Raw genomic sequence first — 14555 nt, 5'->3', positions numbered from 1 at the left:
TATTAAACAGCGAGCGAATCGGGGTGGGCGTACACCAAAGGCGCCGATCAATGAGAATATTGACGCAACCGAAGTCCGTCTGATCGATGCCGAAGGCAATCAGGTCGGTGTCGTACCGATTGAAGATGCAATCAAGCAGGCAGAAGAAGCGTCTCTTGATCTGGTTCAGGTTACGGATTCCGATCCGATCGTCTGTAAGATAATGGACTACGGCAAGAAAATCTTCGATGAGAAGAAGGCCAAGGCGGCTGCCAAGAAAAAACAGAAGCAGACGCAGGTCAAAGAGCTTAAGTTCCGTCCCGGAACTGAAGAAGGGGATTATCAGGTAAAACTACGCAACCTGGTACGTTTCCTTGAAAACGGGGACCGCGGCAAAATCACGATCCGCTTCCGTGGCCGTGAGATGGCACACCAGGAAATTGGTATGCAACTCATGCAGCGCATAGAAGCAGATGTGGAAGAGCTTGCCCAGGTAGAGATGCGGCCGAAAATGGAAGGCCGGCAGATGACCATGGTTGTGGCGCCCCGCAAGAAGAAGTGAACCTGATCGGGTGCTTGTCCCCCGCGCATGCGGGGGATTTGTCGTTCAGGGGCACATCGTTGTTTATTTAAAAATAGAATGCGGAGTTTTAAAAAATGCCTAAGATGAAAACCAAAAGCGGAGCCACCAAGCGGTTCAAGAAAACCGCCACCGGCTTCAAGCACAAGCAGTCCTTCACCAGTCACATCCTGACCAAGAAGAGCCCGAAGCGTAAGCGTCAGCTGCGCGGCACCAAGCTCATCGCCAAGTCGGATGTTGCATCTATCAAGCGTATGACCGCGTGCTGATCCAGCCGCGAGAATCATTCCTTAGAAAGTACAGGTAGAAGGATTAGAGTATGGCTCGTGTAAAACGTGGTGTGGTCGCACGCCGTCGTCACAAAAAGATTCTCAATCAGGCCAAAGGTTACTACGGCGCTCGTAGCCGGGTATTCCGTGTAGCCAAGCAAGCGGTTATCAAAGCCGGTCAGTACGCTTACCGCGACCGTCGTAACCGCAAGCGTGCTTTCCGCGCTCTGTGGATTGCCCGTATCAATGCTGGTGCCCGCGCTAACGGTCTGTCATACAGCCGTCTGATCGCTGGCCTGAAAAAGGCAAACGTTGAAATCGATCGTAAGGTTCTGGCCGATCTGGCCATGAACGAGCAGCAGGCGTTTGCCGCTGTTGTTGAGAAGGCCAAGGCGTCCCTGTGATCGCTTAGCTCTTTCATCGATTACTGATCGATACGGGCGTCTCATGACATCATGACGGCGCCTTCTGATAGGGGAAGGGCACGCTCTTCCCCTATTTTTGTTTATAAAATTACGTTTTAGCACTTCCATTTCTGGTTTGGAGCAGGGTCAATGGAAAACCTGGAGCAACTGGTTCAGGACGGTTTGGCGGCAGTAGACAAAGCTGACAGTCTGCAGGCACTTGATCAAATTCGTGTTGAGTATCTTGGCAAAAAGGGTGTGATTACCCAGCAGGCCAAAACCCTGGGTAAGCTTTCCGCTGAAGAGCGGCCGGCGGCCGGCCAGAAGATCAATGAAGTCAAGGGGCAGGTGGAAGACGCGATCAATGCGAAGCGCGCTGATCTTGAGCGCGCCGCCATCGAGCAGAAACTTGCCAGTGAATCCATTGACGTTACCCTCCCGGGCCGTGGCCAGGAGCTTGGCGGTTTGCATCCGGTTACCCGTACCCTGCAGCGGATTGAGCAGTTTTTCTCCCGGGCCGGCTATACCGTTGAGCAGGGGCCGGAAATCGAAGATGATTACCATAACTTCGAGGCGCTGAACATTCCCGGGCACCATCCTGCCCGTGCCATGCACGACACTTTCTATTTCAACCCGGGCACCCTGCTGCGCACCCATACCTCGCCGGTTCAGATCCGCACCATGGAGGCCGGCAAGCCTCCGTTCCGAATGATCTGTCCGGGCCGGGTGTACCGCTGCGATTCGGACATGACCCACACTCCCATGTTCCACCAGGTGGAAGGTTTACTGGTGGAGAAAAATGTCAGCTTTGCGGATCTGAAAAGCACTGTGGAGGAGTTTCTCCAGGTGTTCTTCGAGCGGGATTTGCAGGTTCGCTTCCGTCCGTCCTACTTCCCCTTCACCGAACCCTCCGCGGAAGTGGATATTGAATGGGGGCGGGAAGCCGATGGCAGCATCAAGTGGCTGGAAATCATGGGTTGCGGAATGGTGCACCCCAAGGTGTTTGAATATTGCGGAATTGATGCCGAGGAATACCGTGGTTTTGCATTCGGCCTGGGTGTAGAGCGCCTGGCCATGCTTCGTTACGGCGTGAACGACCTGCGTATGTTCTTTGAGAACGATCTGCGCTTCCTGCGCCAGTTCCGTTGACAGGCGACACCAGGGCATCCAAACAAACAGGCATAACCGCATCAGGACAAGGCAATAACCATGAAATTCAGTGAACAGTGGCTACGCGAGTGGGTTAATCCGCAAATCGGTACCCAGGAATTGATGGACCAGATCACCATGGCGGGTCTGGAAGTGGACGGTTTTGAACCGGTGGCGGGCCAGTTTAGCGGTGTGGTTGTCGGTGAGGTTCAGTCTGTGCAGCCCCATCCGGATGCGGACAAACTCCGGGTCTGCCAGGTCAGTGATGGCAAAAATACCGTGCAGGTGGTTTGCGGTGCCGCCAATGTTCGGGAAGGTCTCAAGGTACCGTTTGCTGTGGTTGGTGCGGTTCTGCCCGGTGATTTCAGGATCAAGAAAGCCAGGCTCCGTGGTCAGCCTTCAGAAGGTATGCTGTGCTCCGGGTCGGAGCTGGGGCTGTCCGAGAATCATGACGGACTGATGGAGTTGCCGGCCGATGCGCCGGTTGGCCAGGATGTCGCGGATTATCTCAGGCTGAACGATGTAACCATTGATGTGGATCTGACCCCCAACCGGGCCGACTGCCTTTCTATCAAAGGCATTGCCCGGGAAGTGGGGGTGCTCAATAGCGTGCCGGTAGAGGCCCCGGCCATTGAGCCGGTAGAAGCGGCACACTCAGAAGTGCCGGATATACGGGTCGAGGCCCCGGCCGGTTGTCCGCGCTATCTCGGCCGGATTCTTCGTAATGTGAACCTGCAGTCTGAGTCGCCGCTGTGGGTGCAGGAGAAGCTGCGCCGTTCCGGCATTCGCTCCATCGATGCGGCGGTGGACGTAACCAACTACGTGATGCTGGAGCTTGGCCAGCCCATGCACGCGTTCGACCGTGACGAGATTTGTGGTGGCATCGTTGTGCGTATGGCGAGGGTCGGTGAGAAACTGGTGCTACTCGACGGCCAGGAAGTGGAACTGACCCAGGGCACACTGGTGATTGCTGATCATGAAAAGCCAATTGCCATTGCCGGTGTTATGGGCGGCGAACATTCCGGCGTCGGCCCGAAAACCCGGGATCTGGTTCTGGAGTCGGCCTACTTCGACCCCATTATTCTGGCCGGCAAGGCACGTCATTATGGCTTGCATACGGATGCCTCCCACCGCTTCGAGCGGGGTGTGGATTACAAGCTGGCCCGTGACGCCATGGAGCGTGCAACCCGCCTGCTGATGGACGTCGTCGGCGGTGAGCCGGGCGAAATTGTCGAGGTGGTCAGCGAGGATGATATTCCCGGGGATCGTGTAGTCGACCTCCGGGCCCGGCGCCTCAATGATATTCTGGGTGTGGAAATTTACCGCACCACGGTCGAGGAGATCCTGGCCAGGCTCGGGTTCAGGATAGAGAAGCTGCTGAAAGACGGGTGGAGGGTAAGCGTGCCCAGCTTCCGTCCGGACATTTCAATCGAAGAAGACCTGATCGAAGAAGTGGGGCGGATCTACGGTTACAACAACCTGCCTGTTACCGAGCCTGCCGGTCCCCTTGGGCTGCGCCCGGAGAAAGAGGCTGTCCGCCCGTTATCGGCCATTCGCAATTTCTTTGTGGATCATGGTTATCAGGAAGCGGTGACCTACAGTTTCGTGGATCCGAAGGTGCAGCGACTGGTTGACCCTGGGCGCGAGGGTATCGCTCTGGCCAATCCGATTTCCTCCGACCTCTCGGTGATGCGCACCAGCCTCTGGAGTGGTCTGCTGAAAACGGTGGCCTATAACCAGAACCGGCAACAGTTGCGTATTCGCCTGTTCGAGACCGGTCTGCGTTTCCTTCGGGAGGGCGAGCGGATTGACCAGCAGCCGATGCTTGCCGGTGTGGTGGTTGGCAGTCAGTATCCCGAAAACTGGGCGAACGGCCGCAGAACGGCGGATTTCTTTGATGTAAAAGGGGATTTGGAGAGCCTTTTCCGTTTGCTGGGCATCGAAATTCAGTTTGTCGGCAGTCAGCATCCTGCCCTGCACCCCGGACAGACCGCGGAGCTGTTGCGGGACGGAGAACATGTCGGTTGGCTAGGCACGTTGCATCCACAAGTTCAGAAAAATCTTGAACTTAATGGCACGGTCCTGATGTTTGAGCTATTCTTGAATTCGGTCGTTACCGGGCATGTGCCTAATTTCAGAGAAATTTCAAAATTCCCGGAAGTTCGGCGGGATTTGGCTATTATTATCGGGAGCGATGTGGCGTTTGCGGATGTGGAGCGTGTGGCCAAAAAGCATGCCGGTGAACGCCTGACAGCGTTACGTGCGTTCGATGTCTACGAAGGCGAGAGCCTGGGTGAAGGTAACCGAAGCCTGGCTCTGAGCCTGTTCTGGCAGCACCCCGAGCGGACATTGAACGAGGATGAAGTGCATTCGCTCTTCGGCGGTGTGATCGACGCATTGAAAGAAGAGCTGGGGGCAACACTGAGGAGTTGAGATATGGCGGCTTTGACGAAAGCGGAAATGGCAGAGCGGTTGTACGAGGAGTTGGGCCTGAACAAACGCGAAGCCAAGGAGATGGTGGAAGCTTTTTTCGATGAGATCAGAAGCGCACTCAGCCATAATGAGCAAGTGAAGTTGTCGGGTTTCGGTAACTTCGATCTGCGCGACAAGAAACAGCGGCCGGGACGGAACCCGAAAACCGGGGAAGAAATCCCGATCAGTGCACGCCGCGTTGTTACGTTTCGCCCGGGGCAAAAACTCAAGCAGAAAGTAGAAGCGTATGCTGGAACCCAGTCATAATAACGAGCTTCCCGCCATTCCGGGAAAACGCTATTTTACGATAGGTGAGGTGGCGGATCTGTGCGCGGTAAAAGCACACGTTCTGCGCTATTGGGAGCAGGAATTTCCTCAGTTGTCGCCGGTCAAGCGCCGGGGCAACCGCCGTTATTATCAGCGGGCAGACGTGATCACCATCCGCCAGATTCGCAGCCTGCTCTATGATCAGGGATACACCATCGGTGGCGCCAAGCAGAAGCTGAGCAGTCACGAGGTAAAAGACGACACCTCCCAGTACAAACAACTGATCCGCCAGATGATCACCGAGCTGGAAGAGGTGCTCGAAGTTCTGAATGCGCCGGTGAAATAGAGTTCGGTCGGGCCTGAAAAACCGGGACGGCGTTCGTTGCCCCGGTTTTTTTATGTCCGCAGGGTTACTGTTTCTTGCAGGTCTTGATGCCCGGCAGTGAGTATTGGTCTGCTACCTGAGACTTGCCGGGAGCAGTTCTGTCAGCTTTACTGGCCAGGGAGCAGGGGTTAAATCCACGCCGGGGCCGGGCAATCCCGGAGGGCGGGGAGGGCCTCCAGGGCGCGGGCGTGCTGGTTTTCGTCTGCCCGGGGAATTCGGTTACGGGTCAGAAAGCCAGCATCTGAATCCAGTCGTGATTTCCATGGAATGTGTCTGTGAATTTGATCGGGATCAACGAATGTGAATGAGTGGCCTGTTAATTCAGTTCCGTTTCAGGCTGGGCGGATAGGGTAATGGTTCAGGACAGGAGGGGGTATGCCGGACACGGTCAATAACTTGCTGGTCAACTATTGGGCTACTGGTTTTTTTGTGATCACTGCCTTGGGTTTGTGTGCCTTTATGGCAGGCGTTTCCCACCTGCTTGGCGGGCGCAGCCATGGCGTCAGTAAAACCATCCCGTTCGAGTCCGGTATTGTCGGTGTCGGTGACGCCCGCCAGCGGTTTTCGGTCAAGTTTTATCTGGTCGCGATGCTCTTTGTGATCTTTGATATTGAGGCGGTGTTTCTGTTTGCCTGGGCGGTTGTGATTCCGGAAACGGGCTGGAGCGGATTCTGGGGCGCGGCGGTTTTCATACTGATACTGCTTGCCGGCCTGCTCTACGACAGCCGCTCAGGGGCTCTGGAGTGGGCTCCCGAGGGTTCTCAGGGGTACAGGGAGGACTGAATCAGATTGGTTCCCGGACGTTGATCACCGCCAGCAAACCTTTATGGAGACCCGCCATGCCTTACAGATTGACACGAGTCGACGAAGAGCCGGAATCCAGCGGCCGTTATCCGCTGGGGCGCCAGTCATCGGAGGAATACGTCAAAAGCCAGCTGGAACGCAACGTGTTCACCGGCAAACTGAGTGACGTCCTCAACTCGGCGGTGAACTGGGGGCGCAAGAACTCCTTGTGGCCCTATAACTTCGGCCTGTCCTGCTGCTACGTGGAAATGACCACCGCATTTACCTCGCCCCATGACATTGCACGCTTCGGATCGGAGGTGATTCGTGCCTCACCGAGGCAGGCCGACTTCATGGTGATCGCGGGGACCTGTTTCATCAAAATGGCGCCGGTCATCCAGCAGCTTTACGACCAGATGCTGGAGCCCAAGTGGGTCATTTCCATGGGTTCCTGTGCCAACTCCGGTGGTATGTATGACATCTATTCGGTGGTTCAGGGGGTCGACAAGTTCCTGCCCGTGGATGTCTATGTGGCGGGCTGTCCGCCTCGGCCCGAGGCTTTCCTGCAGGCACTTCGCCTGCTGCAGGACTCGATTCAGGAGGAGCGGCGGCCGCTGTCCTGGGTTGTGGGAGATCAAGGAGTTTACAAGGCCGAGATGGGGTCCCAGCGGGCGCAGAAACGGGACCGGCGAATCCAGGCCACCGAACTGAGGACGCCGGACAAACTCTGAGCGTCGATTACCGATTCGTCCGACCGTGACAGGAGATTAGTCAGCATCATGACCACAGACGCTCTCGATACCAACGCACTGGCCCAGTCCGGCATTGATCGCGCCCTCGGGCTGCTGGACGGATTCCGGGAGCACATCGAGCACGTTCAGCCCACCCTGACCGGGATGCCGGTGCTGTGGGTGCGGCGTGAGCGGGTGGTGGAGATACTGCGCCACCTGAAGGCACCGCCGGCGTCTTTTTCCATGCTCTACGATCTCTCGGCCGTGGACGAACGGCTTCGTGCACACCGGGACGGGTTGCCGGCCGCGGATTTTACTGTCTTCTATCATCTGCTGTCGGTGGATCGCAATGAAGACCTGATCATCAAGGTGGCGCTGACCAGTGGCGACCTGAACCTGCCCACCGTGACCCCGGTGTTCGCCAATGCTAACTGGTATGAGCGGGAAATCTGGGATTTGTTCGGCATTACCGCTACCGGGCATCCCCATCTGCAACGGCTGCTCATGCCTCCCACCTGGCATGGCCACCCATTACGCAAGGACTACCCCGCGCGGGCTACGGAATTCGATCCCTACACCCTGACGGTGGACGGGCAGCAGGCGGAGCAGGAGGCGCTGAAATTTGAACCGGAAGCCTGGGGTATGCAGCGTGAGCGGGATGGCAGCGAGTTTATGTTCCTCAACCTGGGCCCTAATCATCCCTCTGCCCACGGTGCATTCCGGATAGTCCTTCAACTGGACGGCGAAGAGATCATCGACTGCGTGCCGGATATTGGCTATCACCACCGGGGCGCGGAAAAGATGGCTGAGCGCCAGACCTGGCACAGCTTCATTCCCTATACCGACCGCATCGACTACACCGGCGGTGTGATGAACAACCTTCCCTATGTCCTGGCGGTTGAGAAGCTGGCGGGTATCGAGGTGCCTGACCGGGTCAAGACGGTCCGGGTGATGATGGCGGAGATATTCCGCATCACCAGCCATCTGCTGTTCCTGGGGACCTACCTGCAGGACCTGGGCGCCATGTCGCCGGTGTTCTACAGCTTCACCGACCGCCAGCGGGCCTATAAGGTGATCGAGGGCATTACCGGTTTTCGCATGCATCCGGCCTGGTATCGGATCGGCGGCCTTGCGCAGGACCTGCCCGGGGGCTGGCAGCAACTGGTGCAGGAGTTCCTTGACTGGATGCCGCCGCGGCTGCGGGAGTATGAGCTGGCCATGATGAAAAATGCCCTGGTGCGGGATCGGACCCGGCATGTGGCTGCTTTCACCACCACCGAGGCCCTGGAATGGGGCGTGACCGGTCCCAACCTGCGGGCCACCGGCTGCAACTTCGATCTGCGCAAGCAGCGGCCCTATTCCGGCTATGAGAACTTCGACTTCGAGGTGCCCCTGGGGCAGAACGGAGACGTTTTCGACCGTGGCCAACTGCGCATTGAGGAAATGCGGCAGAGCCTGCGCATTATTCAGCAATGCGTGGACCATATGCCCGCGGGCGACTACAAGGCGGATCATCCATTGACCACCCCGCCACCCAGGGAGCGGATGTTGCAGCACATCGAAACGCTGATCACCCACTTTCTGCAGGTGTCCTGGGGCCCGGTTCTGAAACCCGGTGAATCCCTGCAAATGGTGGAGGCCACCAAGGGCATTAACAGTTATTACCTGACCAGTGACGGCAATAACATGAGCTACCGAACCCGCATCCGGACGCCGAGCTTTCCGCACCTGCAGCAGATACCGTCCCTGATGCGTGGGGGCTTCGTGCCGGACCTGATCGCCCACCTGGGCAGTATCGATTTCGTAATGGCAGACGTGGATCGCTGATGATGGCAACAACTCCGCACACAACCGACCTGATCGGCAGTGACCGTTTTGAACTGCACCCGGATGACGAAGCCGAGATTCTCCGGGAAAAGCAACACTATGAACAGCCCCAGGCCGCGTGTATCGAGGCGCTGAAAATTGTCCAGCGTCGACATGGCTGGGTTCCTGACGGTGCCATATCGGCCATCGGGCGGCTGCTGGGCCTGGGGTTTGCTTCGGTGGAGGGGGTGGCTACCTTCTACAGTCTTATTTTCCGCCAGCCGGTCGGGCGTCATGTGATTTTGGTCTGCGACAGCAGTTCCTGCTTCCTGGACGGGTATGAAACGCTGAAAAAGGCCCTGGTGGAGCAACTGGGGGTGGACTATGGCGCCACCACCGCCGATGGCCGCTTCACGCTGTTGCCCGTGTGTTGTCTCGGCGCCTGTGACGGTGCTCCGGCGCTGATGATTGACGGCGAAACCTTCGGGCCGGTCACACCGGAGGATCTGCCCGACCTTCTGGAGGGCTACCAATGAGCCGATCCATCTCAGGTCGAGGCTACTCGCTGCGCTATCACAGCCGGATACGGCAACCCAATGCGGAGCGTCAACCCGAAACCCACCCGCTGACCTGGAGGCTGAGGGACGACGGCGAGGTGGTCTGGCTTGGCGAATACCTGGATAAGGATGGTTATCAGTCGGTCCGCCGGGCATTGGCCGAGAGCGATCCCCAGGGCATCATCGCCCTTGTCAAAGACGCCAATGTGCGTGGCCGGGGCGGCGCCGGTTTTTCCGCCGGTGTCAAGTGGAGCCTGACGCTGCAGGGGGGTGACATGCCCCGGGGCTACCTGATCTGTAATGCTGATGAAATGGAGCCGGGCACCTTCAAGGACCGGTTGCTGATGGAGCAGCAACCCCATCTGCTGATTGAGGGGATGATCCTCGGAGCCCGGGCCAATAATGCCCGGCAAGGCTATATTTTTCTGCGGGGTGAATACGTGGAGGCCGCCCGGGTGCTGAACCGGGCCATTGACGAGGCCCGCGAAGCCGGCTGGCTGGGGCCGGATATCGATGGCAGCGGGTTCGATTTCGACATCGCGGTGCATACGGGGGCGGGGCGCTACATCTGCGGCGAGGAAACGGCTCTGATCAATGCGCTGGAGGGGAAACGCGCCAACCCCAGGGCGAAGCCGCCGTTCCCCGGCCAGTCCGGAGCCTGGGGCAGGCCCACGGTGGTCAACAACGTCGAGACCCTGTGCAACATACCCGCCGTGATTCTCCATGGCGCTGACTGGTATCGGAACCTGTCCGGTAGCCGTACCGGCGACGGCGGCACCAAGCTTTATGGCGTGTCGGGGCCGGTTGCGGAGCCGGGCCTTTGGGAGTTGCCCATGGGCGTCACCGGAGCCGAGCTCCTCGACCGGGCCGGGGGGCTGCGGGAAGGCCGCCGGCTCAAGGCATGGCTGCCCGGTGGCACCAGTACCGGCTTCCTGTTGCCAGAGCACCTGGAGCTGCCCCTGGACTTTGACACCATCGCCAGTGTCGGCAGCCGGCTGGGCACCGGCCTGATGACGGCGGTCCCCGAGGACCGGAGTATGGTATCGCTGATGCGCAACCTGGAGGAGTTCTTCGCCCGGGAATCCTGCGGCTGGTGCACTCCGTGCCGTGATGGTCTGCCCTGGGTGGTGAAGCTGCTCCGGGACCTGGAAAAGGGGCAGGGGCAGGCCGGCGACATCGAAATGCTCGACAAGTTGGCGGCGGATTGTGGTCCGGGGCTGACCTTCTGCGCTCTTGCCCCTGGTGCCGCCATGCCGCTGGAAACGGCGTTGCAGCACTTCCGGCAGGAGTTTGAGCAGGGCATTGGCAAGGTAAGCGGCGACACCCGAGGCGATCCGGACCGGGTCGCAGCGAGCGCGCCGGCAAACAGCCGTTAGTTTCAACAGTCACTTTTAACAAACACTGATCGCACTTTCTAGGTGAAGGCAGAAGCAAGCATGGCGACGATTCACGTGGACGGAAAAACCTACGAGGTCAACGGGGCGCACAACCTGCTCCAGGCCTGCCTGTCACTGGGCCTGGATATTCCCTATTTCTGCTGGCATCCGGCCATGGGAAGTGTGGGCGCCTGTCGGCAGTGTGCCGTGCGCCAGTACAAGGACAAGGACGACAACAAGGGCGTGCTGGTCATGTCCTGCATGACCCCGGCGGCAGACCAGACCCGAATCGATATTGATGACGAGGAAGCCCGGGCTTTCCGTGCCAGTGTGGTGGAGTGGCTGATGATCAATCACCCCCACGACTGCCCGGTATGCGAGGAGGGCGGCCATTGTCACCTGCAGGACATGACCGTAATGACCGGCCATGACCGCCGCCGCTACCGGTTCAACAAGCGTACTCGCCGCAACCAGTACCTGGGGCCGTTCATTGCCCACGAAATGAACCGTTGCATTACCTGCTACCGTTGCGTGCGCTTTTACAATGACTACGCCGGTGGCACCGATCTGGGCGCCTTTGGTTCCCGGGACAACATCTACTTCGGACGTTACGCCGAAGGCACACTGGAAAGCCCGTTCTCCGGCAATCTCACCGAAGTCTGCCCTACTGGCGTGTTCACCGACCAGAGTCATTCTGATCATTACACCCGAAAGTGGGATTTGCAGTATGCACCCGGCATCTGCCACCAGTGCGCGGTCGGTTGCAACACCAGCCCCGGAGAACGCTACGGTGAGATTCGCCGCATCGAAAACCGCTACCATGGTGAGGTTAACAGCTACTTCCTCTGTGACCGCGGTCGGTTTGGTTACGGTTACGTCAACCGCTCTGACCGCCCACGGGTTCCGGAATGGATCGAACGGCCGGGGCAGGAGGCAGTGGCGCTGGGCGTGGACTCGGCCCTGGAGCGTATTACCGGCGCCCTTCGTCAGGCCCGGCGCATTATCGGCATCGGATCGCCCCGGGCCAGCCTGGAAAGCAATCATCAACTGTTGGCCATGGTGGGGCCGGAAAACTTTTCCACCGGGATAGAGTCCCGGGAGCAGGCCTGCCTGGCCATAATGAACCGGCTGCAGGAAACGTCGGGACTGCCCACCCCGACACCCCGGGAAATAGAACGCCACGATGCCATTCTGGTGTTGGGTGAGGACCCGGTCCAGAGTGCCGCGCGCCTGGGGCTGAGTCTGCGTCAGACGGTGCTGTCACGGCGGGAAGAACTGGCTGAAAAGATCGGCGTGCCTGTCTGGAATGCGGAGGCCGTTAAGACCCTGGGGCAGGATCGGTACTACCCGCTGCACATTGTCTGGCCTGCGCCCACGGAACTGGACAGCGTCGCTGTCGCGCGCCATGCCCTGGCGCCGGACGATATCGCCCGGCTCGGTTTTGCGGTGGCTCATGCCATCGACCCGTCGGCGCCCCCGGTGCACGGTCTAGACCCGGCCAGCCAGGAGCGGGCCGGCGAAATTGCCGCCAGTCTGATAAAAGCTGAGCGACCGCTGGTTGTCAGTGGTGGCTCCCTCGTCAGCGAGGCCATCCTGGAAGCCGCCGGTGCGGTCGCCCGGGCCCTGTCCAGCCGGGCAGCGCAGGGTGGGCTGGTGTTGATCCGGCGGGAGGCCAACAGTACTGGGCTATCGCTCATGGGTGGCCAGACCCTGGACTGGGCATTGGATGAACTGAGTGAGGGCCAGGCCGATGCGGTAGTGGTTCTGGAGAACGACCTGTATCAACGTCTGCCCGCCGACCGGGTGGAACAGGCCCTGGCCCGTGCGAACACCCGCGTGGTGCTGGATCACCAGCGGACGAGAACCTCGGAGGGGGCGGGCTTCATACTGCCTGCCGCCAGTTTCGCGGAGGCGAGCGGAACCCTGGTAAACCTGGAGGGGCGCGCCCAGCGTTTCTTCCGGGTGTTCGAACCGGCCTACCTGCGCCCGGAGACACGAATTCACGAGAGTTGGCGCTGGTTGCATGCCCTGTCCGCCGGACTGCGGGGGGAAGCCCCCGGAGACATCAGCCTGGATATGGCCATCCGGGCCTGTGCCGAGGCCCATCCAGGCCTGGCCGGGATTGTGGAGGCTGCGCCCGGCTCCGATTATCGTATAGAGGGCCTGCGGCTGGCCCGTGAGCCCCAGCGTTACAGCGGCCGCACCGCCATGCGAGCCAACCTCGATGTAAATGAGCCCCGCCCTCCACAGGATACCGATACGCCCTTCGCGTACTCCATGGAAGGCTACAGCGGATCTGACCGGCCCCGGCAGCAGATACCTTTCGCCTGGGCGCCGGGCTGGAATTCCCCTCAGGCCTGGAACAAGTTCACCGATGAAGTCGGCGGCCACCTGCGCGGGGGGGACCCGGGCGTGAGACTGATTCGGCCTCAGCCCGGCCATCGCGAATACCCCGCCCCGGTCTCTAATGATGGTGCCACTGATAGTAGCGGGCTGCGGGCCCTGGTGTTGCCGCGCGTGTTCGGGGGGGAGGAGACGTCTGCCCTGGCTGAACCTATCCGGCAGCGCATGACCGCGCCGGTGGTCATGCTGGCCCACCCGGACGCCGAGGCGCTGGGCGTACGTGACGGCGACAGCCTGACGCTGCTTGGTGTGCGCGAGGGCGACAGCCTGATGCTGTTTGGTGGCCCGGTCGTCACGGTATCAGAGCGGGAAGACTGGCCCCCCGGCTGGGCTGGCCTGCCCGCGGGACTGTTGCCCGGCCTGGGGCAGGGCGCGACACTCACTTTAGGAAAACCCTCGGGAGGTGAGTCATGAGCTGGTGGACTCCGCAACTGGCAGCCACTCTCTGGGCCATGTTCCAGGCGCTGGTGATCCTGCTTGTCGTGGTCGTGGTGGGAGGGGCACTGACCGTGGTGGAACGTCGGCTGCTTGGCCTCTGGCAGGATCGTTATGGTCCTAACCGGGTGGGGCCATTCGGCACTCTTCAACTGATTGCCGATATGCTGAAGATTTTTTTCAAGGAAGACTGGACTCCACCCTTTGCCAGCCGCGGCCTGTTTATGCTGGCACCCAACATTGCCTTCGCGTCCCTGCTGCTGGCTTTCGCGATTATCCCCATAACACCCGGGTGGGGGGTGGCGGACATGCACATCGGACTGCTGTTCTTTCTGGCGCTGGCCGGCGTCAATGTCTACGCGGTGTTAATCGGTGGCTGGGCCAGTGGCAATAAGTATGCCTTGCTGGGCGCATTGCGGGCCTCGGCGCAGACCCTGTCCTACGAAGTGTTCATGGGACTGTCGCTCATGGGTGTCGTGGCCATGGCCGGCTCCTTCAACCTGCGTGATATCGTTGCGGCCCAGGAAGGCCTGTGGTTCGTGATCCCCCAGTTCCTGGGTTTCGTCACTTTTCTGATCGCCGGCATCGCCGTGACACACCGCCATCCCTTCGACCAGCCGGAGGCGGAACAGGAACTGGCGGATGGTTACCATGTCGAGTACTCCGGTATGAAGTTCGGCATGTTTTTCATTGGTGAATACGTGGGCATGGTGCTGGTTTCGGCGCTGATCGTGACGCTGTTTTTCGGTGGCTGGCAGGGCCCCTGGCTGCCACCTGTGGTGTGGTTTGCCCTCAAGACCAGCTTCTTCCTGATGCTGTTCATTCTGCTCCGGGCATCGCTGCCACGACCCAGGTATGACCGGGTAATGAGCTTTGGCTGGCGGGTGTGTCTGCCGCTGACCCTGGTCAACCTGCTGGCGACCGGGGCGGTATTACTGCTGACCGGCTCATAGGGAGGA

Annotated in this window: 14 protein-coding genes; all 14 read left to right on the top strand. The window is 59.6% G+C overall.

Going from position 1 to position 14555, the window contains the following annotated elements; all coding sequences use genetic code 11:
- Position 1: 1 nt before the first annotated feature.
- Positions 2–541: a translation initiation factor IF-3 gene (gene infC, locus AC13C0_RS13655; RefSeq protein ID WP_205422356.1), complete on the top strand. Its 540-nt coding sequence runs from the start codon at positions 2–4 to the stop codon at positions 539–541.
- A 95-nt stretch (positions 542–636) separates the two neighbouring features.
- Positions 637–828: a 50S ribosomal protein L35 gene (gene rpmI / locus AC13C0_RS13650; RefSeq protein WP_007151842.1), complete on the top strand. Its 192-nt coding sequence runs from the start codon at positions 637–639 to the stop codon at positions 826–828.
- Positions 829–878: 50 nt separating this feature from the next.
- Positions 879–1232, top strand: a complete 354-nt coding sequence (rplT, locus tag AC13C0_RS13645; RefSeq protein ID WP_008170485.1) for a 50S ribosomal protein L20 — start codon at positions 879–881, stop codon at positions 1230–1232.
- Between the two features lie 150 nt (positions 1233–1382).
- A complete protein-coding gene (pheS, locus tag AC13C0_RS13640) occupies positions 1383–2381 on the top strand; it encodes a phenylalanine--tRNA ligase subunit alpha (protein ID WP_482954557.1) in 999 nt (332 codons plus the stop codon).
- A 60-nt stretch (positions 2382–2441) separates the two neighbouring features.
- Positions 2442–4814: a phenylalanine--tRNA ligase subunit beta gene (pheT, locus tag AC13C0_RS13635; RefSeq protein WP_482954556.1), complete on the top strand. Its 2373-nt coding sequence runs from the start codon at positions 2442–2444 to the stop codon at positions 4812–4814.
- 3 nt (positions 4815–4817) lie between these two features.
- Positions 4818–5120 carry an integration host factor subunit alpha gene (gene ihfA / locus AC13C0_RS13630; protein WP_482954555.1) on the top strand — a complete coding sequence of 101 codons (303 nt, stop codon included), beginning with the start codon at positions 4818–4820 and terminating at the stop codon, positions 5118–5120.
- Positions 5101–5466 (top strand): MerR family transcriptional regulator, encoded by a 366-nt coding sequence (locus tag AC13C0_RS13625; RefSeq protein ID WP_303284872.1) that lies wholly within the window; start codon positions 5101–5103, stop codon positions 5464–5466. Before ihfA ends, AC13C0_RS13625 begins: the two co-directional genes overlap by 20 nt.
- 414 nt (positions 5467–5880) lie before the next feature.
- Entirely contained in the window at positions 5881–6288 is a 408-nt protein-coding gene (gene ndhC, locus AC13C0_RS13620; protein ID WP_303284871.1) for an NADH-quinone oxidoreductase subunit A, read from the top strand.
- 56 nt (positions 6289–6344) lie between these two features.
- Positions 6345–7019, top strand: a complete 675-nt coding sequence (locus tag AC13C0_RS13615) for an NADH-quinone oxidoreductase subunit B (RefSeq protein WP_303284870.1) — start codon at positions 6345–6347, stop codon at positions 7017–7019.
- A 48-nt stretch (positions 7020–7067) separates the two neighbouring features.
- Positions 7068–8846, top strand: a complete 1779-nt coding sequence (gene nuoC / locus AC13C0_RS13610) for an NADH-quinone oxidoreductase subunit C/D (RefSeq protein WP_303284869.1) — start codon at positions 7068–7070, stop codon at positions 8844–8846.
- Positions 8846–9361, top strand: a complete 516-nt coding sequence (gene nuoE, locus AC13C0_RS13605) for an NADH-quinone oxidoreductase subunit NuoE (protein WP_482954554.1) — start codon at positions 8846–8848, stop codon at positions 9359–9361. The genes nuoC and nuoE overlap by 1 nt, the downstream gene beginning before the upstream one ends.
- Positions 9358–10758 (top strand): NADH-quinone oxidoreductase subunit NuoF, encoded by a 1401-nt coding sequence (nuoF, locus tag AC13C0_RS13600; protein WP_482954553.1) that lies wholly within the window; start codon positions 9358–9360, stop codon positions 10756–10758. The genes nuoE and nuoF overlap by 4 nt, the downstream gene beginning before the upstream one ends.
- A gap of 60 nt (positions 10759–10818) precedes the next feature.
- Positions 10819–13575, top strand: a complete 2757-nt coding sequence (gene nuoG / locus AC13C0_RS13595; RefSeq protein ID WP_482954552.1) for an NADH-quinone oxidoreductase subunit NuoG — start codon at positions 10819–10821, stop codon at positions 13573–13575.
- Positions 13572–14549: an NADH-quinone oxidoreductase subunit NuoH gene (gene nuoH / locus AC13C0_RS13590; RefSeq protein ID WP_341581568.1), complete on the top strand. Its 978-nt coding sequence runs from the start codon at positions 13572–13574 to the stop codon at positions 14547–14549. The genes nuoG and nuoH overlap by 4 nt, the downstream gene beginning before the upstream one ends.
- Positions 14550–14555 lie beyond the last annotated feature (6 nt).

The sequence above is a fragment of the Marinobacter sp. B-21 genome, from assembly GCF_056857895.1.
This window is presented reverse-complemented; position numbering and strand designations above follow the sequence as displayed.

What these genes read in the sequence shown, in the direction of transcription:
- rpmI (WP_007151842.1), top strand. Translation starts at nt 637, where the DNA reads ATGCCTAAGATGAAAACCAAAAGCGGAGCCACCAAGCGGTTCAAGAAA.
- rplT (WP_008170485.1), top strand. Translation starts at nt 879, where the DNA reads ATGGCTCGTGTAAAACGTGGTGTGGTCGCACGCCGTCGTCACAAAAAG.
- pheS (WP_482954557.1), top strand. Translation starts at nt 1,383, where the DNA reads ATGGAAAACCTGGAGCAACTGGTTCAGGACGGTTTGGCGGCAGTAGAC.
- pheT (WP_482954556.1), top strand. Translation starts at nt 2,442, where the DNA reads ATGAAATTCAGTGAACAGTGGCTACGCGAGTGGGTTAATCCGCAAATC.
- ihfA (WP_482954555.1), top strand. Translation starts at nt 4,818, where the DNA reads ATGGCGGCTTTGACGAAAGCGGAAATGGCAGAGCGGTTGTACGAGGAG.
- AC13C0_RS13625 (WP_303284872.1), top strand. Translation starts at nt 5,101, where the DNA reads ATGCTGGAACCCAGTCATAATAACGAGCTTCCCGCCATTCCGGGAAAA.
- ndhC (WP_303284871.1), top strand. Translation starts at nt 5,881, where the DNA reads ATGCCGGACACGGTCAATAACTTGCTGGTCAACTATTGGGCTACTGGT.
- AC13C0_RS13615 (WP_303284870.1), top strand. Translation starts at nt 6,345, where the DNA reads ATGCCTTACAGATTGACACGAGTCGACGAAGAGCCGGAATCCAGCGGC.
- nuoC (WP_303284869.1), top strand. Translation starts at nt 7,068, where the DNA reads ATGACCACAGACGCTCTCGATACCAACGCACTGGCCCAGTCCGGCATT.
- nuoE (WP_482954554.1), top strand. Translation starts at nt 8,846, where the DNA reads ATGATGGCAACAACTCCGCACACAACCGACCTGATCGGCAGTGACCGT.
- nuoF (WP_482954553.1), top strand. Translation starts at nt 9,358, where the DNA reads ATGAGCCGATCCATCTCAGGTCGAGGCTACTCGCTGCGCTATCACAGC.
- nuoG (WP_482954552.1), top strand. Translation starts at nt 10,819, where the DNA reads ATGGCGACGATTCACGTGGACGGAAAAACCTACGAGGTCAACGGGGCG.
- nuoH (WP_341581568.1), top strand. Translation starts at nt 13,572, where the DNA reads ATGAGCTGGTGGACTCCGCAACTGGCAGCCACTCTCTGGGCCATGTTC.